At 69.7% G+C, this 22,291-nt stretch carries 19 protein-coding genes, 2 tRNA genes and 3 pseudogenes; 12 read left to right on the top strand and 12 right to left on the bottom strand.

Features of this window, described 5'->3' with window-relative positions:
• Positions 1–142 precede the first annotated feature (142 nt).
• From AB0B94_RS08740 to AB0B94_RS08730, 3 genes and pseudogenes are all read left to right on the top strand, one after another.
• The gene (locus tag AB0B94_RS08740; RefSeq protein WP_357271021.1) at positions 143–1,810 is read left to right on the top strand and encodes a copper resistance protein CopC; all 1,668 of its coding nucleotides are present in this window, start codon (positions 143–145) and stop codon (positions 1,808–1,810) included.
• Positions 1,811–1,827: 17 nt separating this feature from the next.
• On the top strand, positions 1,828–2,562 hold the full coding sequence (locus tag AB0B94_RS08735; RefSeq protein WP_357270317.1) for a YcnI family protein: 735 nt from the start codon (positions 1,828–1,830) through the stop codon (positions 2,560–2,562).
• A 692-nt stretch (positions 2,563–3,254) separates the two neighbouring features.
• Positions 3,255–3,470 (top strand): annotated as a pseudogene (locus AB0B94_RS08730) (hypothetical protein); the annotation flags it as partial.
• A gap of 381 nt (positions 3,471–3,851) precedes the next feature.
• On the opposite strand, the gene AB0B94_RS08725 reads toward AB0B94_RS08730, so the two are convergent.
• A complete protein-coding gene (locus AB0B94_RS08725; protein ID WP_357270315.1) occupies positions 3,852–5,135 on the bottom strand; it encodes a glycosyltransferase 87 family protein in 1,284 nt (427 codons plus the stop codon).
• 72 nt (positions 5,136–5,207) lie between these two features.
• Between AB0B94_RS08725 and orn the strand changes: the two genes are divergently transcribed.
• The gene (gene orn / locus AB0B94_RS08720) at positions 5,208–5,798 is read left to right on the top strand and encodes an oligoribonuclease (RefSeq protein WP_308193549.1); all 591 of its coding nucleotides are present in this window, start codon (positions 5,208–5,210) and stop codon (positions 5,796–5,798) included.
• Positions 5,799–5,902: 104 nt separating this feature from the next.
• Positions 5,903–5,978 (top strand) — tRNA-His (locus tag AB0B94_RS08715).
• Positions 5,979–6,088: 110 nt separating this feature from the next.
• Here AB0B94_RS08715 and AB0B94_RS08710 read toward each other — a convergent pair.
• Together AB0B94_RS08710 and AB0B94_RS08705 are read right to left on the bottom strand one after the other, a co-directional pair.
• Complete coding sequence (locus AB0B94_RS08710) at positions 6,089–7,381, bottom strand: Ig-like domain-containing protein (protein ID WP_357270312.1); 1,293 nt, start codon at positions 7,379–7,381, stop codon at positions 6,089–6,091.
• 249 nt (positions 7,382–7,630) lie between these two features.
• Entirely contained in the window at positions 7,631–8,893 is a 1,263-nt protein-coding gene (locus tag AB0B94_RS08705) for an Ig-like domain-containing protein (protein ID WP_357270308.1), read from the bottom strand.
• 187 nt (positions 8,894–9,080) lie between these two features.
• On the opposite strand from AB0B94_RS08705, the gene AB0B94_RS08700 reads away from it, so the two are divergent.
• The 4 genes and pseudogenes from AB0B94_RS08700 (at position 9,081) to AB0B94_RS08685 (ending at position 10,873) form a co-directional block, all read left to right on the top strand.
• Positions 9,081–9,156, top strand: a tRNA-Lys gene (locus AB0B94_RS08700).
• 248 nt (positions 9,157–9,404) lie between these two features.
• A pseudogene (locus AB0B94_RS08695) lies at positions 9,405–9,566 on the top strand (YdcF family protein); the annotation flags it as partial.
• Positions 9,567–9,625: 59 nt separating this feature from the next.
• The gene (locus tag AB0B94_RS08690; RefSeq protein WP_357270305.1) at positions 9,626–10,288 is read left to right on the top strand and encodes a pentapeptide repeat-containing protein; all 663 of its coding nucleotides are present in this window, start codon (positions 9,626–9,628) and stop codon (positions 10,286–10,288) included.
• A gap of 15 nt (positions 10,289–10,303) precedes the next feature.
• Complete coding sequence (locus tag AB0B94_RS08685) at positions 10,304–10,873, top strand: kinase (protein WP_357270302.1); 570 nt, start codon at positions 10,304–10,306, stop codon at positions 10,871–10,873.
• 239 nt (positions 10,874–11,112) lie between these two features.
• Here the strand turns inward: AB0B94_RS08685 and AB0B94_RS08680 are convergent, their stop codons facing one another.
• The 4 genes from AB0B94_RS08680 to AB0B94_RS08665 all read right to left on the bottom strand — a co-directional run bounded on the left by AB0B94_RS08680 (position 11,113) and on the right by AB0B94_RS08665 (position 13,375).
• On the bottom strand, positions 11,113–11,457 hold the full coding sequence (locus AB0B94_RS08680) for a YnfA family protein (protein WP_357270299.1): 345 nt from the start codon (positions 11,455–11,457) through the stop codon (positions 11,113–11,115).
• A gap of 34 nt (positions 11,458–11,491) precedes the next feature.
• Positions 11,492–11,941 (bottom strand): MerR family transcriptional regulator, encoded by a 450-nt coding sequence (locus AB0B94_RS08675; protein WP_357270296.1) that lies wholly within the window; start codon positions 11,939–11,941, stop codon positions 11,492–11,494.
• On the bottom strand, positions 11,938–12,270 hold the full coding sequence (locus AB0B94_RS08670) for a hypothetical protein (RefSeq protein WP_357270293.1): 333 nt from the start codon (positions 12,268–12,270) through the stop codon (positions 11,938–11,940). Before AB0B94_RS08670 ends, AB0B94_RS08675 begins: the two co-directional genes overlap by 4 nt.
• Positions 12,271–12,739: 469 nt before the next feature.
• Positions 12,740–13,375, bottom strand: coding sequence for a TetR family transcriptional regulator (locus AB0B94_RS08665; RefSeq protein WP_357270290.1), 636 nt, complete (start codon positions 13,373–13,375; stop codon positions 12,740–12,742).
• A 95-nt stretch (positions 13,376–13,470) separates the two neighbouring features.
• On the opposite strand from AB0B94_RS08665, the gene AB0B94_RS08660 reads away from it, so the two are divergent.
• Complete coding sequence (locus AB0B94_RS08660) at positions 13,471–14,406, top strand: oxidoreductase (RefSeq protein ID WP_357270287.1); 936 nt, start codon at positions 13,471–13,473, stop codon at positions 14,404–14,406.
• Between the two features lie 76 nt (positions 14,407–14,482).
• Positions 14,483–14,833 carry a DoxX family protein gene (locus tag AB0B94_RS08655; protein ID WP_357270285.1) on the top strand — a complete coding sequence of 117 codons (351 nt, stop codon included), beginning with the start codon at positions 14,483–14,485 and terminating at the stop codon, positions 14,831–14,833.
• Positions 14,834–14,989: 156 nt separating this feature from the next.
• Here AB0B94_RS08655 and AB0B94_RS08650 read toward each other — a convergent pair whose 3' ends face one another.
• Positions 14,990–15,115 carry a hypothetical protein gene (locus tag AB0B94_RS08650; RefSeq protein WP_357270282.1) on the bottom strand — a complete coding sequence of 42 codons (126 nt, stop codon included), beginning with the start codon at positions 15,113–15,115 and terminating at the stop codon, positions 14,990–14,992.
• A 12-nt stretch (positions 15,116–15,127) separates the two neighbouring features.
• Between AB0B94_RS08650 and AB0B94_RS08645 the strand changes: the two genes are divergently transcribed.
• On the top strand, positions 15,128–18,112 hold the full coding sequence (locus tag AB0B94_RS08645; protein ID WP_357270279.1) for a glycoside hydrolase family 3 C-terminal domain-containing protein: 2,985 nt from the start codon (positions 15,128–15,130) through the stop codon (positions 18,110–18,112).
• Positions 18,113–18,164: 52 nt separating this feature from the next.
• On the opposite strand, the gene AB0B94_RS08640 is transcribed toward AB0B94_RS08645, so the two are convergent.
• The 4 genes and pseudogenes from AB0B94_RS08640 to AB0B94_RS08625 form a co-directional block, all read right to left on the bottom strand.
• Positions 18,165–19,712: a CotH kinase family protein gene (locus AB0B94_RS08640; RefSeq protein ID WP_357271018.1), complete on the bottom strand. Its 1,548-nt coding sequence runs from the start codon at positions 19,710–19,712 to the stop codon at positions 18,165–18,167.
• 129 nt (positions 19,713–19,841) lie between these two features.
• Positions 19,842–20,249, bottom strand: a pseudogene (locus tag AB0B94_RS08635) (chitobiase/beta-hexosaminidase C-terminal domain-containing protein); the annotation flags it as partial.
• Entirely contained in the window at positions 20,246–21,067 is an 822-nt protein-coding gene (locus tag AB0B94_RS08630; RefSeq protein ID WP_357270276.1) for a polyphosphate polymerase domain-containing protein, read from the bottom strand. The pseudogene AB0B94_RS08635 and the gene AB0B94_RS08630, both read right to left, overlap by 4 nt.
• On the bottom strand, positions 21,064–21,666 hold the full coding sequence (locus AB0B94_RS08625; RefSeq protein ID WP_357270273.1) for a DUF4956 domain-containing protein: 603 nt from the start codon (positions 21,664–21,666) through the stop codon (positions 21,064–21,066). The genes AB0B94_RS08630 and AB0B94_RS08625 overlap by 4 nt, the downstream gene beginning before the upstream one ends.
• Positions 21,667–22,291 lie beyond the last annotated feature (625 nt).

Genomic DNA, 22,291 nt, shown 5'->3' with positions numbered 1-22,291 from the left:
GCGTCAGGGTCGTTCGGCCCGTGGATGGTCTGCGCCACGTCGGGAACTTTTCCCCGATCCGAGCCGACTACCACTTCATGACGTGCGACAACCGACGCGCCCACCCCCCTCGGGTCGCCGAATGGGACACCCATCGGCGACCATGGCCGGCATGACTGTCGCCCCCCGCCGCTGGGCCGCCAGGCTGGCCGCAGCCGCCGGCCTCCTGGTCACCGTCGTCGCCTTGTTGATCGCGCCAGCCACTTCCGCGAGCGCCCACGCGGTGCTGGAGAGCAGCAGCCCGGCCGCCGCCTCCATCGTGCCGAGCGGGCCGTCCGAGGTGGTCCTCACGTTCAGCGAGTCGGTCCGCAAGGTGCCCGGCAAGATCCGCGTCATCGCGCCGGACGGTTCCCGGGCCGACCGGGGTGAACCGTCGTTCAACGGCGGTGTGGTGACCATTCCGGTGGACCCGGCCGGTGCCCGCGGCACCTACCTGGTCAGCTTCCGGGTGATCTCCGCCGACAGCCATCCGGTCTCCGGGGCGTACACCTACTCGGTCGGCGCACCCTCGACCCCACCCGTCGACTCCGGCACTGACAGCCGCGCCAACCCGGTGGTGGGCACGGCGGTGAAGGTGGCCCGCTTCCTCGGCTACGCCGGCCTGGTGCTGCTGGTCGGGCCGGCGCTGGTGCTCGCCGCGCTCTGGCCGCGACGGCTCTCCCGGCGGGGGCCGACCCGGCTGGCCTGGACCGGCCTCGGTCTGGTTGCCTTCGCCACAGTCGCCGACCTGTGGTTGCAGGTGCCCTACACGGCCGGCGGTGGTCTCTTCGACGTCACCGGCGAGGGGTTCGGCAGCGTGTTCGGCAGTGCCTTCGGCGCCGCCCACCTGGTCCGACTCGGCCTGCTGGCGGCGTCCGTCTTCCTGCTCCGCCCGCTGCTGGCCCGGCCCGCCGGCCGCGCGGACGCGATCATCCTGGCCGTGCTCGGTGGCGCCGCCCTGCTGACCTGGCCGCTGGCCGGGCACCCGGCGGCCTCCCCGGCGCCGGCGGTCTCCGTGGTGGTCGACGCGGTCCACCTGGGCAGCATGGCGGTCTGGCTGGGCGGTCTGCTCATGCTCGCCGTCTTCCTGCTGCGCCAGGCCGACGAGCGGGAGTTGGGCGCGATCCTGCCGATCTGGTCGCGCTGGGCGGCGCTCGCCGTCTCGGCGCTGCTGCTGGCCGGCACCGTCCAGGCGCTGATCGAGGTGGCCACCCCGCAGGCGCTCTTCGACACCACGTACGGGCGCTTGCTGCTCGCCAAGATCGGGTTGTTCGCGCTGGTCATCGCTGTTGCCGCGTACTCCCGGAAGTTGGTGCGCAGCCGCGTCGCGGCGCAACGCCCGGCACCGGTGCGCCGGGCGGTCCTGGTGGAGTTGGCCGTCACAGTGGTGGTGCTGGCCGTGTCCGCCACGCTCGTGCAGACCACGCCCGCCCGCACCGCCGCGGCCGGCCCGTCCGCCGGGGCCGAGGCCGGCTTCTTCAGCACCAGGCTGTCCAACCCGCTGCTGACCGTCGAGGTCGAGGTGAGCCCGGCCGAGCGGGGCAACAACTCGGTGCACCTGTACGCGTACGACAAGGCCAACCAGCCACTGCTGGTCGCGGAGTGGAAGGCGACGGTCGCGCTGCCCTCGGCCGGGATCGAGCCGATCGAGGTGCCGTTGCTCCGGTTGACCGACAGTCACGCCTACGGCGACATCAGTCTGCCGACCCCCGGCGAGTGGCAGCTGAAGATCACCGCCCGAACGACCGACATCGACCAGGCCACGGTGACCGCCACCGTGCCCATCCGTTAGAGAGGTTCGCGAAACCCATGACCCGATTCCGGCGTACCGCAACCGCCGCTGCCGCCCTGGCGTTCACCGCCGCCGCCACCGCTGTGCTCGGCTTTGCCGGACCGGCGTCCGCGCACGTCACAGTGAACCCGAAGGAGGCGACCCAGGGTGGCTACGCCCGGGTGGCGTTCCGGGTGCCCAACGAGAGCGACAGCGCGTCGACCACCAAGCTGGAGGTGGTGCTGCCGGAGAACGCCCCGGTCGGCTCGGTGTCGACGATGCCGGTGCCCGGCTGGACTGTCGCCACGGAGAAGCGGAAGGTGGACCCGCCGATCGAGGTGCACGGCAGTCAGCTCACCGAGGCGGTCTCCAAGATCACCTGGACGGCCTCCGGTGACGCGGGGGTGAAGCCGGGTCAGTTCCAGGAGTTCCCTGTCTCGCTGGGGCCGCTGCCGCAGGTCGACTCGATGGTCTTCAAGACCCTGCAGACCTACTCGGACGGCAACATCTCGCGGTGGATCGACGAACCGGCGCCGGGTGCCGAGGAGCCGGAGCACCCGGCCCCGGTGCTCACCCTTGCCGCCGCGGCGGCGCCGTCGGGTTCGGCGTCGCCGGCCGCAGCCGTCGCCTCGCCCGACGACGATGACGACGACGACGGCAACGGGCTCGCTGTCGGCCTCGGTGTGGCCGGTCTCGTCGCCGGTCTGGCCGGCCTGGTGCTGGGTGGGCTCGCGTTCACGCGTACCCGTCGGGAGCCGGTCGCCAAGGCCTGACCCTGTTCATCCGCTGGCCCGCCGGATCTTCCGGCGGGCCAGTGTGCTTTTCGGAGTCGATGTCGGCCGTGCCGTGGATATCCCCTGATCAGACGGTGTACGTCGGTAAGGTCGGCCGGGTGTTTGGCTACGGAGGGGGGACGGTGCGGATGCGGTTCGTGCGGGTGATCGCCGGAGTGCTGCTGTTGGTGGTGGGAATTCCGGCGCTGTTCGCCGGTGGCGGGCTGTGGCTGGTGACCCGACACGCCGATCCCGACGGGTCCTTCGCCGCCCGTTTCGAAACGGTCCGCACACCCGGTCACGCGATCGTCGTCACCGACCTCGACCGGTTGCTGCGGCAGGAGGCGCCCTTCGCGCGTACCGAGCAGACCCGGCTGCGTCTGGACGCCCGCACCACGGGCGGGCCGGCCTTCGTCGGACTGGCGCCCACCGCCGAGGTGCGGGGCTGGCTGGAGGCGGTGCCGCACGCCACGGTCCGCCGGGTGGCGCTGGCCCGGGGTCCGCTGCCGGTCCGGCTCGATCCGGCCGGTCCGGCCGCCGACACCCCGGGCGTCGCACCGGCCGACGGGCCGGTCACGCCGCTGGGCCGGCCCTTCTGGGTACGCGAGGGGATCGGCTCGCTGGAGTGGAGCGCGGACGACCTCGCCGGCGAACCCATGAGCCTGGTGGTGATGCGCCCGGACGGCGAGGGCGACCTGGCCCTGGACCTGCACGCCGAGTTGCGGGTCGGGTGGACCGGCCTGGCCACCTGGGGTCTGCTGACCGTCGGCGTGCTGCTGGTGGTGTGCGCGGCGCTGCTCCTGCTGCGGCCGCTACGGCCACGCGAGGTGATCTTCGTGGTCGAGCCGGATCAGGTGCCGGTGCTCGCCGGGCGGCTCGGGGTCACCTCGCTGAGTGGCCTGGGTTCCCGCCGACCCGATCCGAACCCGCCGTCGCCGACGCGACAACTCGCCCCGGTCGGCGCCGGGGCCCTGGAATCCGCCCGGTCGGCGATCGGCGGGGCCCGCGCAGCCACCCTCGCCGACCTGGACGAACCGGTCCGGTTGCCCCGCCCGCCGGAGGTGACGCTGAGCCTCGCCTGGCCGCCGGCCGACGTGGAAGAGCCCACGACCCGGCCGGTGGCGGCCGCACCGGGCGACGACCCGGCCCGTGGCGGCCCGGTCGGGTGACAGCCCAGACGGTGGCGGTGGGTGAGACAGCGAGTGGCCCTCCGCGCTGCCGACGCGGAGGGCCACCCTCACCGGGGGATCGGTGCTACCCGAGCGACGCTTGAGGTAGATGAGGACAGGTTAGCGTTGAACGTGGCTACTCGGGAGGTCTGTCCAATTGGTGCGATTTTCCGCACTGGGTCCCGAGCGCACCGGCAACACCGCCAGCAGCAGCAGGCTGAGCAGCACGTAGGTGTTCTGCACGACGAAGTCCACCGGGTCATGAGTGCGGACCGGTCCCGCCCCCCAGGCCTGGAACGTCACCACGCCGTAGATGGTCACGGCGGTGATGCCCAGCGCGAGCCCGGCCAGCCAGCGACGCCGGCGTGCCTCGTCCGGGCGGTCCGCGCTCAACGCCGCGTCGGCGAGCAGCACCACCGCCGGCACGAACCAGTAGATGTGGTGGGTCCAGGTGATCGGGCTCGCCAGGGAACCGACCAACCCGGTCAACGTCAGCCCGGTCAACGGGTCACCGGCCCGCGCTGCGCGGGCGGCCCGCCACAGCCCGTAGCCGGCGACCGCGGCGACCAGCAGCAGCCAGAGCAGCCGGTCCGGCTTCTCCGGCTCGGTGAACCGGCTGAGCAAGCCGAACAGCGACTGGTTGCCGACGATGTCGGTGCGTCCCACCCGCTCGGTGGTCCACAGCTCGTGCGTCCAGAACCGCCATGAGTCACGTGGGGCGATCGCCGCCGCGAGCACTGTCGCCGCCGCCGCTGTCGCGCTCGCCACCGCCGCGGCCCGCCACCGCCGGGTGGCCAGCAGGTACACGATGAAGATGCCGGGAAAGAGCTTGAGCGCCGTCGCCAGCCCCACGCCCACCCCGGCCCAGCGTCGCGCCTGCGGCACCGCGAACAGCAGGTCGGCCAGGATCAGCACGACCAGCAGCATGTTGATCTGGCCGAAGGTGATCGTCTCGCGGATGCTCTCCACAGCCAGCACCAGCAGTACGGCGGAGATCAGGGTGAACGTTCGGGGCAGGTGGTGTCGGGCGATCACCGGGGTCACCAGCCACCGGGTGGTCAGCACCACGGCCAGCACTGTGAGCGCCGTGAAGATCGCCACGGTGGCGCCGAGCCGCAGCAGACCGAACGGCCACAGCAGTAACGCGCTGAAGGGTGGGTAGGTGAAGTACAACTCGCCCTGCACCCGGTCGGGTTGGACGTAGTCGTAGAGCGGGTGGCCGACGCGCCACCAGTCCATCGCGGACATGTAGATCTTGAGGTCGAAGAAGTTGTGCACGAGGCCGGGCAGATACAGCGCTGGCAGCACGGCGCTGAGGGCCACCACCGCGACCAGACGACGGACCGTACGGCCGCCGGGATCGTCTTCGGTGACGGCGGGCGGTGCGACGGGTTCTGCTGGCACCCCGAAACCCTAGCGGGCCGGTCCGCCGAGAGCGCGCAGCCGCGAGGCGTGGGCTGCGCGTAGGCTGTCCCGGTGGCTGATCTCCTCGTCTGGATCGACTGTGAGATGACTGGGTTGGACCTCGGCAGGGACAAACTGATCGAGGTTGCGGCACTGGTCACCGATCCCGACCTCAACGTGCTGGGTGACGGTGTCGACGTGGTCATCCACGCCGACGAGGCGGCGTTGGAGGGGATGCCGGAGGTCGTGCAGACCATGCACGCCAGGTCCGGCCTCACCGAGGAGGTCCGTCGTTCGGTGGTCACCCTCGCCGAGGCCGAAGACCTGGTCCTGGAATACGTCCGCACCTTCGTCAAGGATCCGCGTACGGCGCCGCTGTGCGGCAACTCGATCGCCACCGACCGGGGCTTCATCGCCCGGGACATGCCCCGCCTCGACGCCCACCTGCACTACCGGATGATCGACGTGTCGTCGATCAAGGAACTCTGCCGCCGCTGGTACCCCCGGGTGTACTTCGGCCAGCCGCAGAAGGGGCTCGCGCACCGGGCGCTGGCCGACATCCGGGAGAGCATCCGGGAGCTGGAGTACTACCGGCGCACCGTCTTCGTTCCGCTGCCCGGCCCGGACGTCGAGACCGCCAAGGCCATCGCCGCCGAACTCTGACGCCTGCGGCGCTGACCGGCAACCCGCTGGACGTGCCCGGCCGTGGTGTGGCTATTATTGGTCCGCACCCCGCCCGGAGCGATCGACCGGGCGACGGCGGCATGGTGGCTGTAGCTCAGTTGGCAGAGCACCGGGTTGTGGTCCCGGTTGTCGTGGGTTCAATTCCCATCAGTCACCCCACTGGTTTCACTGCTCAGGCCCCCTCCTCGGAGGGGGCCTGAGTCGTTGTGGGGGCCAAAGAGGGGTCCACGCGAAAGCCCCCTCCGAAGAGGGGGCTTTCGTCGGCTTGCTCAGGCGGTCGGCGTGGGGGACGGGGTGACAGTGCCGTCCGGCGTCGGCGTGGTGGCGTCCGGGTCGGCCGGAGGCTCGTACGGAAGGGCGCTGCCCTTGACGTACTCGTCCCAGCTCATGTTCCAGTCGGTCCAGCCGTTGCCGTTCTGGAGCTTGCGCTCGGTGCCCTTGACCGTGATCGGGTCGCCGATCTGGGTGTTCTTGAAGAGCCAGTCGCCGTTGGCCATCGACACGTTCACGCAGCCGTGCGACACGTTCGTGGTGCCCTGCTGCCCCTCGGACCAGGGCGCCGCGTGGATGAACTCCCCGCCCCAGGTGAGGCGCTGCGCGAAGTCGATCTTGGTGCGGTAGCCCTCATCCGGGCCCAGCTCCTCGAACGTGTCGAAGACCGTCTTGCGCAGCTTCTCGATCACGACCATGGTGCCGCTGGACGACGGGGTGCTCTTCTTGCCCAGGCTCACCGGAATGGTCTTGATCACGGAGCCGTTGCGGGTCACCGTCATCCGCTTGGTCTTGTTGTCCACAGTCATGACCACCGCCGCGCCGATCTTCACGTCCACCGAGAGGTCGGCGCGGCCGTACCAGTCCGCACCCATCGGCAGGCCACCGGCCTGCACCCGGTAGGAGACCTTGCTGTTCGGCTTCCAGAACTCCTTCGGCCGGTACCGGATCTCGGTGGGACTGACCCAGTGCCAGATCCCCTCCTGCGCCGGGGTCGAGGTGACTGTCATCCGGCGCTGCACGTCGTCGCGGTAATCCTCCGGGATGGCCCGGCTGAACTTCACGATCAGCGGCATGCCCACCCCGACCACCTGGTTGTCGCCGAGGAAGCTGCTCACCCGTACCTGATTGCCGGGCTTGGCCATTGTGGTGAAGGTGCTCGTCGCGGTGGCCGGACGTCCGTCGTCGCCCTTGGCGGTCACTGTGGCCGTGTAGCTCGTGCCGTAGGCCAGCGCGCCGGTCGGCAGCCACGACTTGCCGTCCTTGGCGAGGGTGCCCTCGACCGCCTTGCCGGCGGCGTCCTTCAGCTCGACAGCGGTCTCCACGGCGTCCTTCGTGGTGAAGGTGACGCCGGTGGACGCCGGCACGTCCTTGGCGTCGGCCGCCGGCTCACTGATCGTCGCGGCGGCCTTCGGCGCCGGGTTCTCGCCCCCGCCGTGCCACGAGGACGGCTTGCCGCCGTCGCCGTCGGTGCAGGCCGAGGTGAAAGCCAGCGCCACGGCGAGAAGCCCCGCCGCGAACACGCGGCGTCGCCCACCGGGCCTGATCAGCTGGTCCTGGCTAGCTCGCATGCATTCCCTCACAATTGTGGTCGCTGCCCCATCGTCTCTTACTGACGCGCCAGAGCCGGCCCCGGTTGCCGAGGGTGAACCGAAACACGCCATCAATAGTGCCCGAATCCTGCTACTATCCGGCGTTTCGTGAGCCTGGTTCGTCTCCGTACCGGGAGCGTGGGGGTCGCCGCGCAGTCATCGAGCGGCGGGAGTGCAAGGGTACGCCGGCCCGGCCAACGGCCGAGCCGGCGCAACGAGGTCGCCGGCTCAGACCGCCGGGCCGGCCCCACCACTGGGCACCGGCAACGCGCTGCCCTTGATGAACTCCGACCAGCTCAGGCTCCACGCCGTCCAACCGTTACCGGCCGCGATCCTGCGCTCGGTGCCCTTGATCGTGATCGGGTCACCGATCCGGGTCTTGTCGAACAACCACCTGGCGTTCGCCATCGACACGTTCACGCAGCCGTGCGAGACGTTCTGCCGCCCCTGCACGTGCTCCGACCAGGGCGCGGCGTGGATGTACTCGCCACCCCAGGTGAGCCGCTGGGCGAACTGGATGTCGGTCACGTAACGGTTGGCCGGATCCGGGTCGTCGCGGGTGTCGAAGACGGTGGCTTCCTTCTTCTCCATCACCACCAACGTCCCGCTCGACGACGGTGTGCTCTTCTTGCCCAGGCTCACCGGAATGGTGCGCACCGGCGCGCCGTTCTCGTACACAGTCATCTTCTTGTTGGCGTTGTCGACCTTCATCTCGAACGATCGGCCGATCTTGGCAGTGGCCTTGCGGTCGATGTCGCCGTACTTGCCGTTGCTCAGCGGCATCCCCGCCAGCGCGATCCGCACGGTGATCGTGGTGCCCGGCTTCCAGTACTTCGGAGCCCGGTAGTAGGCCTGCGTGCCATTGCTGACCCAGTGCCACGCGCCCGGCTGCGGCGGGTCGGTCTGGACGAACATCCGCTTCTGCACCGCCGCCCGGTCCTTCTTCGGGATACCCGGGTGGAACTCGGTGACCACCGGCATGGCCACCCCGTAGCTCTTGTCGTCGAAGAGGTACAGGCCCGAACCGATAGTCGACTTCGGCTTGGCCATCGTGGTGAAGCTGCTGGTGCCCTGGCTGCTCGTGCCGTCCGACGCGCTCGCCGTCACAGTCGCCGTGTAGCGGGTGCCCCACTTCAGCGGAGCTGACGGCACCCAGGACGAACCATCGGTACGCAGCTTGCCCTCGATCGAGCCGCCGCCGTCCGCCGTCAGGGTGACCGCGGACACCTTCCCGCCGTCCGGGAGCTTCGCGCTGATCTCCGTACTCACCGGCCTGTTCTTCGTGCCGTTCGCCGGGCTCAGCGTGAGCGCTGGCCCACTCGGCGTGCTCGGTGTCGAAGGTGCGGCCGAGCCAGGGGTGGCGCTCACGTCCGAGGACGCCCCGCCAACGAATTCCGGCTTCTTCTCGCCGCCGCCGCATCCGGTCAGTGCCAGCGACGCCGCCAGAGTCAGGGCGCCCACCACCGCCCCGGCTCGCGTGAACCGTGCCATGCCCACCTCTGTTCTCGCGTACCTGGCGGACATCGTGCCGCATCACCGCCGCAACCCACGCCCCGATCTTGGCGGCGGTGGCCGGTTTGGGGCTTTTTGCCGGCAAAGCTCGACCGAAGGGGGGACCCGGGGAACCGAATTGGAGCCCGTGTTGGAGGGGTGCTAATGTTCTCTCCGTTGCCGACGAGCGCCGCTAGCTCAACTGGCAGAGCAGCGGACTCTTAATCCGCGGGTTCGGGGTTCGAGTCCCTGGCGGCGCACCAACGATCAAGGTCCTGACCTGGTGGTTCACACTGGGGCAGGGCCTTTTTCGCGTACCCGGGTGGTGGGTCGTCGCTCGGTGGGTTTCGCGGCCTATCCCCGCGTGCGGGGCGGCTGGTGCCGGTTGGGGCGGTTCTGTTGATCGATCGGGACGCCGAGCGCGAGGAACGGTTGCGGGCCGACCTGCTCCGCGAGACATTGCCGGACGTTGTCGCCACGACCACGGAGCATGTGTTGTATCGCCATTGGCGTCGGCGACCGGCGACGGGTGGTGGACATGCTGGTAGTCGACACGCAACGGATCGAGGTGTACGCCGATCGCGGGTTCGCGGTCCCGCAGGAGGCGCCGGACGAAGTGCGGGAGGCGCTCGACCACCTGGTGGAGGCTGGCTACCCGAGCCGGCTGATCTGAGCCCACCATGGGACGCGCGGGGTGCGTGCCCACCCCGCGCCCGCACAGGTTGAGGACACATGCGCACCACCACGATCGGCGACGTGAAGGTCCTGCTGCCGGACCTCGAACCGGACGACCTCGACACCACGACGGACCTGGCCGGCGGCCTCACCGAGGCCCTCGTCGAGGGCGCAGCGTGGCGCGGTGTCCAGCTTGAGAACGCCAACATCCGCAGCAGCCTGATCACCGGCGTGGACCTGAGCGAGAGCACCTGGGAAGCAGGGAGCCTCTACGGCTGCGAGATCACCCGCACCGACTTCTCCGGCGCGACCCTGACCGGGATCACCATCGAACGCTGCGCCGTTACCGGCTCCCGGTTCACCGGCACCAGACTCACCGACGTGCGCCTCAAGGACGTCCTGTTCGACGGCTGCCGCTTCGACTACGCCACCTTCCACCGCGTCACCGCCGCCGGCTCGGTCGCGTTCACCGACTGCACTCTCATCAACGGCGCGTGGTCCTCCTGCCGACTACCGCGCATCGCGCTGCGGTCTTGCGACCTCGCCGGACTGGAATGGGACTCCTGCCAGCTCGACGGCACCGACCTGCGGGGCAGCCGGATCCAGGGCCTCAAGACGCCGCTGGACAACCTGCGCGGCGTCACCCTCGACGAGGGCCAACTTCCTGACCTCACCCAGCTGACCGTCGCCGCCCTCAATCTCACCGTGCGCAACGACTGAAGCCGAGGAGGCGTCGTGCTCGCTGGACCCACTGGCAGCCCGGACACGATCCTCGTCTGCGTCCGGGGCAACTCCGGCTCGGGCAAGAGCAGCATCGCTCGCGAGCTACGACGCCGGCACGGCCGGGGGTGCGCCCTGGTCGAGCAGGACTACCTGCGCCGCATCCTGCTGCGCGAACGGGACAAACCCGGCGGCGCGGCACCGGCGTTGATCGGGCAGACCGTTCGGTTCGCGCTTGACCACGGGTACCACGTCGTGCTGGAGGGCATCATGCACAGCAGCCGCTACCGAAGCATGCTGACCTCACTGCGGGACGACCACCGCGGCCGGTCGCTGTTCTGCTATCTCGACGTGTCGCTGGCCGAGACCCTGCGCCGGCACCTCACCCGTCCGCAGGCCAGTGAGTTCACCGCCGAGGACATGAGCGGCTGGTACGCCGCCCACGACGTCCTGGACTGGCCCGACGAGCTCGTCCTCCCCGAGACCACCGGACTGAACGAGGCCGTCAACGCCATCGCCGCTGTGGCCGGGCTACCCCAGACCGGACGCGACGACGACCTGTTACCGGACGTTGCGTCCCTGTAGAGCAGCTCAGCCGGCTACCGGTGTCGCCGTTGCGGCGCACCGTTCGCCAACATCAGCCCCGAGTGGCCAGACAGCCCGGCAGGCGTGCGCCTCCGACGGCGACCACGGCAGGGGCGGTGCCGGGGCGTATCTCACCGGATCCTTTCCGCTCCGGCGGTGCCGGTGACCCGACCAGCAACACCACAATCCACACCTGAAACAAGAAGTTCTCGTGCTTTCGCCGGCACCTTCGCCAACTGTCAGGAGCCGGCCGCCGAACGCGGCGCGTACATGATCAGGGCGACGCCGATCAGGCAGATGCCGGCGCCGATGACGTCCCACCGGTCGGGCCGGAACTTGTCGACGATCACGCCCCAGGCGAGGGATCCGGCCACGAACACGCCGCCGTAGGCGGCGAGGATGCGCCCGAAGTTCGGGTCGGGTTGGAAGGTGGCGACGAATCCGTACGCGCCGAGGGCGATGACTCCGGCGGCGATCCACCACAGGCCGCGGTGCTCGCGCCAGCCCTGCCAGATCAGCCACGCCCCGCCGATCTCGAACAGGGCGGCGACGATGAACAGCAGGATCGAGCGGACGACGGTCATGGGTGGACCGTACCGATGCGCCCGTGGTCCCCGATCATGCCGGTGACCCGGTCGAACAGGCGCCTGGTGGAGCGATGGTGGCGAAGGGGATGGGGCAGAACGGCTGGTCGGCGCACTCGACGAGGTCGTCGCAGCCGGCCTTCACCGCGGCGCGCAGTGTGCCGGCGATGACCTGAAGGTCAGCGATCTTCACCTCGACCTCGGTGAGCTTCGCCTGGGCGCGGGCCCGCAGGCCGGCGTCGGGGTGGCGTCCGTGACGGTGTCGGCCCGCGTCGAGAAGCTCGGCGACCTCGTCGAGGGTGAACCCGAGCCGCTGCGCCGCTTTGATCACTCTCAGTACGGTGACCGTTTCGGCTGGGTAGAGGCGGTGTCCACCCAGGCTTCGGCCTGGTTCGGCGAGCAGGCCGCGGCGTTCGTAGTAGCGCAGCGTCTGCGGGTTCACCCCGGCTGCGGCGGCGACCTGACCGCTGCGCAATCCGCTCACGCCGTCGGCCCGGCGGCGGCTCGCAGCGCGAGCGCGTCGAGGACGTCGACGTGCGCGGCCGGTACCTGCACGTCGAGGCACAGCGTGCCGGCGTCGACGCCGAGGGTGAACGAGAAGAACGAGCAGCAGGAGCTTTCCCGGCCGATGAGGTCCCGGGCGGTCGCCTCGGCGGTCGGGTCGAGATGCCACAGCAGTTCGGTGGGGGACAGCCGCTGCTGCCCCAGCAGGGCGGTGGCGAACAGGTTGTCGAATTCGGCCAGCCGCAGCGGCCGTTGCCCGCTCGGCAAGGTGCACGACTCGGGCACCCACGCCTGGGAGTCAGTGGTCATACCAACGACGGTAAGCCTGTACCTGGGTACCGGATGCAAGCCGGACGCGGAGCAAGCCCGCCGACCGGTCGGCACAGTTCAGGGCCACCGATGCCGGAGGCGTTCAGACAGTCGGGCCTCTGTGGTGGTCGAGTTCGGCGGGAACACCTTCGGCGACAGCCAGGACGGACGGGACAGACGCGGCCGGTTGACCGCGGACAGCACAGAAGACATACAGCCATTTCCACTCGGGCGTCCCGTGGACGCGCTCGGCAGCTACCCGGGAATCAGCGACAGCCGGTAGATCGGCGTCAGGGCGGCATCGCCCGGACACGTCACGGTCGCCGGGGGAGCAATGCGGCCTTGCCTTGAGCGCCGACAGCGAAGCTACCCTTCCGTCACTGGAGAGTTCACCGAACATGGTGATCATCACTGGATTGAGCTGGCCGGGAAGGGCACTGAAACCGCGCTGACTCGCGCAGGGTGCCGATCAGCCGGCGGCCTGTGACGCGGCGGGCGCGTCGAGGGCCGGTGCCACGACGGCGAACGCCTGGTCCATCAGCTCGGCCAGGTGCTGCTCGTCGTCGCCCGGCTGCCACCGCTGAAGCACCGTGTCGAGTGCCAGCAGTGCCATCCCGGCGGCCATCCGTGGGTAGGGGTCGGTGTGCGGGTCGACGCGACGGCGGTTGGCCAACTCGGCGGCCAGCTCGGCTCGCCACTCGATCTGGCGTTCCAGCCAGCGGGCGTGCAGGGCGGCTGTGTCGAGGATCAGACGGACGACGACCCGGGCTCGCTCGGAGTGCTCCGGGTGGTCGTTGCAGGCGGCGAGCGGCACCCAGAGAGCGTGGCGCAGCGCGACCGACGGTGGCTCGGCGGGCGGCCGGGCGGCGAGTTCGGTGATGATGTCCGCGCTGGTGTCGGCCAGGAACCGGACGACGACGTCCTCTTTGGACGCAAAGTAGCGGAAGAAGGTGCGTCGCGACATGCCGGCCGCCGCCACGATGTCGTCGACGGTCACCGCGTCGAAACCCTTTGTGGCGAGCAGCATCAGGGCGGCGTCGCGCAGCTCGTCGGCAACGAGCTGGCGTTTGCGTTCGGCCAGGCTGTTGTCGGCATGGGATCTCATCCGCCGATGCTACGTCATCCGGTGCCACATCATGCCCTTGTTGGCATCACGCGCACTGCTTGACACTGAGTGCCACCGATAGCACAGTGGGTCGCATGACTGTCAATGGCTGGTCCACTGCACAGATCCCCGACCTGAGTGGCCGTACCTTCGTCGTCACCGGTGCCACAGCGGGCCTCGGCCTGGTCACGACTCGGGCGCTCGCCGCTCGCGGTGCGCGCGTCGTGCTGGCCGTGCGCGACGAGGAGAGAGGTCGCCGGGTGGCGGCCGACATCGCCGCAGCCCGACCCGGCGTCGACCTGGACGTCCGACGGATCGACCTCGCCGACCTCGACTCGGTGCGGACCTTCGCCGACGGGATGCACGCCGACCACTCTCGGGTGGACGTGCTGATCAACAACGCGGGGGTGATGGCCCTGCCACGCACCCTCAGCCCGCAGGGTCACGAGATGCAGTTCGCCACCAACCACCTCGGGCACTTCGCTCTCACCGGGCTCCTGCTCGACCTCCTGCTGGCCGGCCGAGATCCACGGGTGGTCACTGTGACCTCGGTCAACCACCGGCAGGCGAAGATGCGCTTCGCCGACCCGACCGGCGAGCGGGCCTACTCACCGATGGGCTTCTACAACACGTCCAAGCTGGCCAACGCCATCTTCGGCTACGAGCTGCACCGGCGGCTCAGCGCCGTGGCGAGCCCGCTGGGCAGCTTCCTCGCCCACCCCGGCTACACCACGACGAATCTGCAGGGAGGCGCCACGCCCATCTGGCGACTGCTGCTGGGTCGAATCGGCAACCCACTCCTCGCCCAGCCGGCCGATCGCGGTGTCTGGCCGCAGTTGTTCGCCGCCACTGACCCCGGCGCGCAGCCGGGCCAACTCGTCGCCCCAGGTGGGCCGGGCGAGCTGCGCGGCCACCCCGCGCCGGCGAAGCTCTCCAGCGCCGCGACCGACCCCAAGCACGGCCGCCGTCTGTGGGAACTGTCCGAACAGGCCACCGGCGTACGGTTCGGCGCGCTGCGACCGGCGAGCTGATCGCGGCGCATCCGGCAGGCGTCACATTCCACAGCGCCAGATCGTCGACGAGGCGAGCAAACACAACGGAGGAAGAATGTTCGCTGCCTATGTCACTGTCACCATCCTCGCGTCGCTGTTTACCGGCCTCGCCGCCGTCACCTACCTGATCGGCCACGACTATCCGAAGGCCCAGGCGGACATGAAGCGCGTGCCACGGTCGTGGTTGCCGCGGTTGGGCATGGCGCTGGCGGCAGGCTCGTTGGGGTTGCTGGCCGGCTTCGCCGTACCGCTGCTGGGCACCCTCGCCGCCGCCGGGCTGGTGCTGTACTTCATCGGCGCGCTCATCGCGCACCTGCGCGTCGGGTCCCGTCAGCTGGTGGGATGGGCCGTCTTCTTCGTCACGGTGGTGGCCGCACTGACAGTGAACGTCCTCTACCACTGGTGAATCGTCAGCTCCGGCGTGCAGCCATCGCCACCGCCGGACTGCCCGGACCGGACGCGACGACGACGTAGCCACCGCCTCCTCGGGTCGAACGCCGGGTAGGCCGGCAGGTATTGCCGGGTCATTGGCGCACATCTATAGTTGCGCGGATCACAACAATCATGGCCGTGGTGACGCGGCCGGGTCGTCGAAGCGCTTCGACGATTCGTCGTTCAGGCCCGTCAGCCGGGTGTCGAGCCTGGTCACGTCGGTCTGGGCGCCCGCTGGGCGTCTGTCGTACGACATGAGGAGAACCGCATGCGGAACTGGCGCCTTCGGCGCGGAATCACCGCGCTCGCGCTCGCCCTGCTAGCCCTACCGGCCGTTCCCGGCACCGCGCTCGCCGAGCCCACCTACCCGTTCCGAGATCCCCGCCTGCCAGTGAACGCCCGGGTTGACGACCTGCTCGGCCGCCTCACGCTGGACGAGAAGATCTCCTGGTTGCACCAGTACCAGCCGGCCATTCCCCGGCTGGGCATCGGCCTGTTCAAGACCGGCACCGAGGCGCTGCACGGGGTGGCCTGGTCCACCGACATCGACAACAACGGCGCTGTGGTCAAGGCTCGCGGCACAACCTTCCCCCAGCCGGTGGGCATGGCCAGCACCTGGAACACCGAGCTGATCCGGCAGGTCGGTTCGGCCGTCGGCGACGAGGCGCGCGGCTACCACGCGCAGAACCCCCGGGTCTGGGGGCTCAACCTCTGGGCGCCGGTGGTCAACCTGCTGCGCGACCCCCGGTGGGGCCGCAACGAGGAGGGATACTCCGAGGACCCGCTGCTCACCGGGGCCATCTCCACCGCCTACGGGTCGGGAATGACCGGCGGTGACCCGAACCACCTGAAGAGCGCACCGACGCTCAAGCACTACCTGGCCTACAACAACGAGGTCCGGCGCGACGTGACCTCCTCGAACGTGCCGCCTCGGGTGCTCAACGAGTACGACCGCGCCGCCTTCAAACCGGCCATCGCCGCCGACGCGGCGACCGGGATGATGGCCGCGTACAACCTGGTGAACGGTCGTCCGGCCACAGTCGACCCGGACCTGGACACTGTTGTTCGCGGCTGGACCGACCAGACCCTGATGAACGTCACTGACGCCTGGGCGCCGAACAACCTGGTGAACTCGCAGCAGTACTACCCGACTCAGGCCGAGGCGAACGCGGCGATCATCAAGGCCGGACTCAGCAGCTTCATCACCGACGACACGAACGCCCAGCCGACCGTCACCGCCATCAAGCAGGCCCTCGCCACCGGCCTGCTCACCGAGGCGGACATCGACGCCCGGATCCGGGACATCCTGAGCATCCGGTTCCGGCTGGGTGAGTTCGACCCGGGCGGCGGCCGGTACGGCGGCATCACCCCTGACGTCATCAACAGCCCCCGACACCAGCGACTGGCTCGGCAGGCCGCCGGCGAGGCGATGGTGCTGCTGAAGAACGAGCGGCAGGCGCTACCGCTGAACCCGGCCCGGACCCGCAAGGTGGCGGTGCTCGGCCCGCTGGCCGACACCCTCTACTCCGACTGGTACGGCGCAGACCTGCCCTACCAGGTGACGGCGCTGGACGGCATCCGCGAACGGCTGGGCACTTCTGCCAGTGTGAACGGGCTCGACGGGGCGGACCGGATCGCCCTGAAGGACACGGCGACCGGCCGGTACGTCTCGGCCACCGGCACCACCGACGCCAACCCGGTCCTCGGGACCGGCGCGACCCCGGCGCTCGTCGCCCAGTTCGACGTTGTCGACTGGGGACAGGACGTGGTGACGCTGCGCAACGCCGCCAACGGCCGCTACCTCGGCTACAACTGGGGGCCGTTCGTCACCCGTGACGAACAACCGAACGGCTGGTACGTCCAGCAGCAGTTCAAGCTGGAGCCGCAGGCCGACGGAACCGTGGTGCTGCGCTACGTCGGCTACGAGACCAAGGAGAGCTGGTTCGGTGCCGACACGTACGTGACGATCGGTGATGACGGTGCCCTCAAGCTCGGCGCATCGACTCCGGCCGCCGCGACCCACTTCAGTCGCGAGCTGATCAGCAGCGGAATCGACAGGGCAGTTGCGGCGGCCAAGGCTGCCGACACCGCCGTGCTGGTGGTCGGCAGCAACCCGTTCATCAACGGCCGCGAGGCACACGACCGGACCTCAACGGCGCTGAGCGCCGGCCAGGAGGCGCTGGTCAAGGCCGTCGCCGCCGCCAACCCGCGGACCGTGCTCGTGCTCCAGACCAGCTACCCGGTCACCATCCGATGGGAGCAGGAGCACGTATCCGCCATCGTTTGGACCACCCACGCGGGAGCGGAGACCGGTCACGCCGTCGCCGACGTCCTGTTCGGCGACCGCAACCCGTCCGGCCGGCTCACCCAGACCTGGTACCGCTCGGACTCGCAACTACCGCCGGACCTGCTGGAGTACGACATCATCTCGTCCGGGCAGACCTACCTGTACAGCCGCGCTAAGCCGCTCTACCCGTTCGGCCACGGGCTGTCGTACACCCGCTTCCGGTACGGCCAACTGCGTGCCGGTGCGCAGTCGGTAGCTGCCGACGGCACCATCACGGCGAGTGTCGACGTGACGAACGTCGGCAGCCGGTCCGGGACCGAGGTCGTCCAGCTCTACACCCACCAGCGCACCTCGCGGGACACCACCCCGATCCGCCAACTCAAGGCGTTCCAACAGGTGAAACTCGCGCCCGGGCAGACCCGTACGGTAACCCTGCGCCTGCCCGCCGCCGACCTGGCGCACTGGGACGTCACCCGCAGCAGGTGGGTGGTCGAGTCGTCAGTCCACGACCTGATGGTCGGGGCGTCCGTCGAGGACATCCGGGCCCGCGCCGCTGTCCGGGTCCGCGGTGAGACCATCCCGGCCCGTGACCTGTCCCGACCCACCAGGGCGGAGAACTTCGACAGGTACGCGGGGGTCCAGCTCGTTGACGAGACGAAACCCAGCGGTACGGCGGTCGGTGCCACCGCCGCCGGTCAGTGGATCTCCTTCGACGGTTCCGCGCTGCGTGCCGGTGCGGGCACCTTCAGCGCGAAGGTCGCCAAGGCCGGCGCGGGCGCCGGCACGATCCAGGTCCGGTTGGGGTCGCCCACCGGCCGGCTGCTCGGCACGGCCACGGTGCCCAGCACCGGCGACGACTACCGCTACGTCAGCACCAGCACCGAGTTGACCCGGGCCGTCGGCACCCACGACGTGTACCTGGTGTTCGACTCCCCGCTGCGGCTGGCCGAGTTTTCCATCAGGTGATCGAGGCCCGGGGCCGGGTCGATCGTCGACCCGGCCCCGGGCCTGTGGCTGGTCAACTCGCCGTGCAGGTCAACGTCGGTGTGCTGGGCGTGCCTGTGGACGAGCCGAGGAACCCGAACGCGGTGCTGGCGCCGGCACCGAGTGCCCCGTTGTAGGCGACGTTGCGGGCGGTGACCGCCGAGCCCTGGCTGGTGACTGTCGCGTTCCAGGCCTGGGCGATGCTTTGGCCACCGGCGAAGGTCCACGTCACGGTCCAGGTGCTGATCGTCGAGGTTCCCGCGGTGACCCGTACCTCGCCCTGGAAGCCACCGGTCCACTGGCTGGTCACCGCGTACGTCGCGGTGCAGCCGGCCGCCGGCGGCGGGGTGGTGGGCGGCGGGGTGGTGGGTGGCGGCGTGGTGGGTGGTGGCGTGGTGACGGACCCGCCCCAGCCGGCGGTGGAATCCAGCCAGGCGGCGCGTCGCAGCATCCAGTCCCGCATGACCTGGACCTGCCCCTGCCAGGTGGGCGAGGTAGGGGTGCGGAAGAAGCTGACGGTCGGCGATGTCAGATTGGGCCAGCGTTGGAAGTTGCGCTGGGCCGCGTTGGTCAGCGGCGTCGAGAGAGCGTTGATCCGGGTCTGGAGCGCGGCGTCGGAGAGCAGGCCCCGTCGCAGCGTCTGCCAGCGCGCTCGGGCCTGGTTGACGAACGCGGGGTCGCGCAGCAACTGGGCGAACCAGTCGTTGGCCGACGGTTGCCGGGTCTGCTGGTGCTGCCAACCCGACACCTGGTCGTTGCCGAAGAATCCACCGACGCCGAAGCTGAGGTCGAAGTCCCACAGCGGACCCGCGAAGATCTTGCTGTCCCGGTCCTTGTAGAAGTGCGAGCTGCGGACGTAGGCGTCCATCTCCCGGCTCAGCTCGTTGACGATCATGAGGTCGATGAACGAGTCGACGTCGATGTACTTGCGGTATCCGGTGGTCGGGTCGGCGAAGTTCGACGAGTGCAGCACGTCGTTGAACTCCTGGAGATGACCGCGCAACCAGTCCCGTTGCTGCGGTTGCAGGGGCGACGGGTCGGCGACCTCGAGGTAGTTCCAACAGGTGGCCGCCGGCCCGGTGCACGGCAACGTGGGCTCCTCGGCCGCCATCCACTCGAACTTCCAGATGTACCCGCCCTGGATCTTCGGCAGTGTCACATCGTCGGAGTCCAACTGCTTGAGGTCGAGGCGATCCTTGGAGTTCTTGATCGTCTCCATGAACATGTAGACGCCCATGTAGTCGCCGGCACCCACCGGACCGGCGTCGGTGTTGAGGTAGAACTCGGCGAACCTGTAGCGCGGAGCCGGCAGCCCCATCTCGCGTCCGAGGTCGTAGACGAGCGCCTCGCGGATCAGCGCCTTGTCGGGGAACGGGCCGCGCAACACCCAGTCGGAGTCGGCGGGCATGCCCAGCACCGGGTGGTCGGCGTCGTCGTCTTCGTTGTCCCAGAACTCGACCCGGAACGGCGTCTTCTCGAATGTCGCCGACGAGTTGCCGCGCAGCCGGAATCCCGCTCGGGTGCTGAGCGTCGGGGCCGCCGCCAACGATGTCGTGCCGCCGCCCGTCGGTTCGAAGATCATTGTGGTGGCGTCGAAGTACTCACGGTCGGGCCGGCCGGCGCCGTAGGAGTCGATCAGCACCACCGGCAGGTCGTGGGCGGTGGTGACGTTCTGGGCGGCGTACATGGCGGTGCCGGGCGCACCCGTCGGTGTCTGGCCGACGAACGCCTGTGCCCGCAACTGGGTGGTGCGGGTGAAGCGCAGCGCCGAGCCCGAATAGAGCGACGACTGGGCGGTGGGCGGTTGCCCGTTTGTGGTGTAGCGGATCTGGGCGCCGCTGACCGTGCTGCTCAGCGTCACCGCCACCTCGCCCTGGAAGGTTCCGCTGGGCGCCGAGAAGATGATGTCCCCGACCAGGTCGTCCGCCGCGGCGGCATCAGTGGCCGGGGTGCCGGCGCGTAGTTCGGTGACCGGTTGGGCGGCCTGGGCGGCGGCGACGGGTTCGGCGCCGGCCGGCGGCGAAGACACCACGAGCAGTCCTGCGACGAACACGGCGGTGGCGGCGATCCCGGCGGCACGAAGGGCCGCCACCGGAAGACGTGTGGTGCGGGTGGTCATGCGCACGATGCCTCCTGTTCTGATCGGGTGGGAACTGTCAACTCCAGGAGTGCCGAGGACGGGTCGGCGCGGAAGTGGCGGCGTAGCGTCCGTCGCCACGGCACGTCTGGAAGGTCCAGGCGGAGAGCCGCGAGGCCGGTGGCGTACTTCGAGATGCGTACGGGCCGGGTCCCGCGTTGCCACAGCGCGCGGTCGACCAGCGAGGGGGCCGAGCTGGTCTTGGTCTCGACCACGGCGATGCCGGGCAGTCGCAGTGTGCGGTCACCGTCCTGCCAGGTGAGCCCGGTGTCGATGGTGACCCGGCTCGCGGTTGCGGGCAGCAGCAGAGTGGAGCGACGGTAGCTGGTGACCAGCACCGGCTCGAGCGGGCTGCCGGTGAGATTGGACAGGATCGACTCCCGGTCCAGCACCTCGTTGACGAACCCGCGCCCGGACCGGACGGTGCGGCGGTCCTCGGCGAGATACGGCAGTCGGTGTTTGGTGACCTGTCCGCGTGCTCCGCTGATCTTCACTTCCAGCCAGCACTGGGCGGAGTCGAGGTAGGTCCGGGTCCGTACCTTGAAGCGCCTGCGCCGCCGGTACGCGGCGCAGTGGTAGCTGGCCAGGCAGGGCGTGTCGAAGTACACGGACTCGTACCGGAAGCTGCGCGCGCCGTCGATGTCCAGCACCCTGGCGTACGGGGTGAGCTGGTCCAGCAGGTGCGGCAACTCGTCCACCGCGATGACGTACTTGCGGTCCACCCGGCACTGCAGCGCCGCCCGGTCGATCACCTCGGCGAGTGCGATCGGCGCCAGCGTCGCCAGCTGTGGCCCGCTCATCGGAGCGCCCCGGCCCGTGCCGACCTGCTGGTGCCGGCCGCCGCGCTGCGCCGGGCGACCGAGTATCGGACGTCGACGACTGTGGTCTCGTTGACCATGTCGAGCCGCTGGACGATGGCGTTGTGCACCCGGGCGTTGAGCAGTTGCTCCAGCTGGGCGACGAGAGCGACGTGATCGGTGACGGCGGAGTCGAGCACCATGATCTGGTGCCGGTAGTGCCGGAGCAGCCGTCGGTGGTCGCCGACGAACATCACAGCGACGATGAGTGCCATCAGGCCTCCGCTGAGCCAGACCGACGTGGTGCTGAGTGCGCCGAGAATCCCCAGTGCGAGAGCGGAGAAGTAGTACGCGACCTCGTGCTGGTCGAGCTCCGTCGAGCGGAGTCGGATGATGGAGAGCACACCGAACAGCGCCAGCCCCAGCCCGAGCCCGGCGCCCACGTCGCTGGCGCTCAGCGCGCTCGCCACCGCGAGGACGCCCACGTTGACCCCCAGGTAGGCGACGACCAGGTCGCGTCGGCGGTGCCGGGGGAAGTAGAGCCCGAAGACGAGCAGCGCCACCGCGCAGATGTCGATCGCGAACAGGACGAGCTGCGACATCGCTGGGGTTCCTCCTGGTTCACCGCCGGAGCGGACCGACGCCAGGCCGCCGTCGCTGCGTGGCGACCTGCGGAAGGTGGCCGGACCCCCGGGCTACTTTTCGGTAAACTTTCGGTATATCGGTGGTGACTGTAAGCAGAACATCAACGTAAGTCAATGTGTGATCCGTGCGCACGTGTGGGCTCCTGGGCCGGCTGGCGGGTGTGCGGTGCGCCTGACATGGGCATGCCCGGGACGCAACCTCGACTCGCTGGGCCGCCGAAACTTTCGGAGTCTTTCGGGCTTCACGGCGTCTCGATTGATCGGGTCCCGGGCGGGACGGTCATCGCTCTGCCCCGGGGGTGGCCGCTGAGCCTCTCGTGACCGCCGCTGTGGGCGGGGTTCGATGGCCTTCGGTGCCTTTGGAGCTGATGCCGCAAAAGAATCAGGCAGGGGGTTCGTGGCGGTGTGTCGCGACGAACCGCGTGGGTGAACATGCCTGGTGGTGGCGCGGCGTCGCACGGGTGAACTGGCTGGTGGTGGCGCGGCGTCGCACGGGTGAACTGCCTGGTGGTGGCGCGGCGTCCTGTGGTTGAACTGGCTGGTGGTGGCGCGGCGTCGCACGGGTGAACAGCCCGGCGGTGGC

It is taken from the genome of Micromonospora sp. NPDC048986, from assembly GCF_040649335.1.
Classification (GTDB): domain Bacteria; phylum Actinomycetota; class Actinomycetes; order Mycobacteriales; family Micromonosporaceae; genus Micromonospora; species Micromonospora alfalfae.
This window is presented reverse-complemented; position numbering and strand designations above follow the sequence as displayed.

Coding starts and splice junctions, on each gene's coding strand:
- AB0B94_RS08640 (WP_357271018.1), bottom strand. CDS start 19,712: ATGATCTTCGAACCGACGGGCGGCGGCACGACATCGTTGGCGGCGGCC.
- AB0B94_RS08670 (WP_357270293.1), bottom strand. CDS start 12,270: ATGACCACTGACTCCCAGGCGTGGGTGCCCGAGTCGTGCACCTTGCCG.
- AB0B94_RS08740 (WP_357271021.1), top strand. CDS start 143: ATGGCCGGCATGACTGTCGCCCCCCGCCGCTGGGCCGCCAGGCTGGCC.
- AB0B94_RS08665 (WP_357270290.1), bottom strand. CDS start 13,375: ATGAGATCCCATGCCGACAACAGCCTGGCCGAACGCAAACGCCAGCTC.
- AB0B94_RS08650 (WP_357270282.1), bottom strand. CDS start 15,115: ATGTCGTACGACAGACGCCCAGCGGGCGCCCAGACCGACGTGACCAGG.
- AB0B94_RS08735 (WP_357270317.1), top strand. CDS start 1,828: ATGACCCGATTCCGGCGTACCGCAACCGCCGCTGCCGCCCTGGCGTTC.
- AB0B94_RS08705 (WP_357270308.1), bottom strand. CDS start 8,893: ATGGCACGGTTCACGCGAGCCGGGGCGGTGGTGGGCGCCCTGACTCTG.
- AB0B94_RS08660 (WP_357270287.1), top strand. CDS start 13,471: ATGACTGTCAATGGCTGGTCCACTGCACAGATCCCCGACCTGAGTGGC.
- AB0B94_RS08690 (WP_357270305.1), top strand. CDS start 9,626: ATGCGCACCACCACGATCGGCGACGTGAAGGTCCTGCTGCCGGACCTC.
- AB0B94_RS08710 (WP_357270312.1), bottom strand. CDS start 7,381: ATGCGAGCTAGCCAGGACCAGCTGATCAGGCCCGGTGGGCGACGCCGC.
- AB0B94_RS08655 (WP_357270285.1), top strand. CDS start 14,483: ATGTTCGCTGCCTATGTCACTGTCACCATCCTCGCGTCGCTGTTTACC.
- AB0B94_RS08680 (WP_357270299.1), bottom strand. CDS start 11,457: ATGACCGTCGTCCGCTCGATCCTGCTGTTCATCGTCGCCGCCCTGTTC.
- AB0B94_RS08630 (WP_357270276.1), bottom strand. CDS start 21,067: ATGAGCGGGCCACAGCTGGCGACGCTGGCGCCGATCGCACTCGCCGAG.
- AB0B94_RS08645 (WP_357270279.1), top strand. CDS start 15,128: ATGCGGAACTGGCGCCTTCGGCGCGGAATCACCGCGCTCGCGCTCGCC.
- AB0B94_RS08625 (WP_357270273.1), bottom strand. CDS start 21,666: ATGTCGCAGCTCGTCCTGTTCGCGATCGACATCTGCGCGGTGGCGCTG.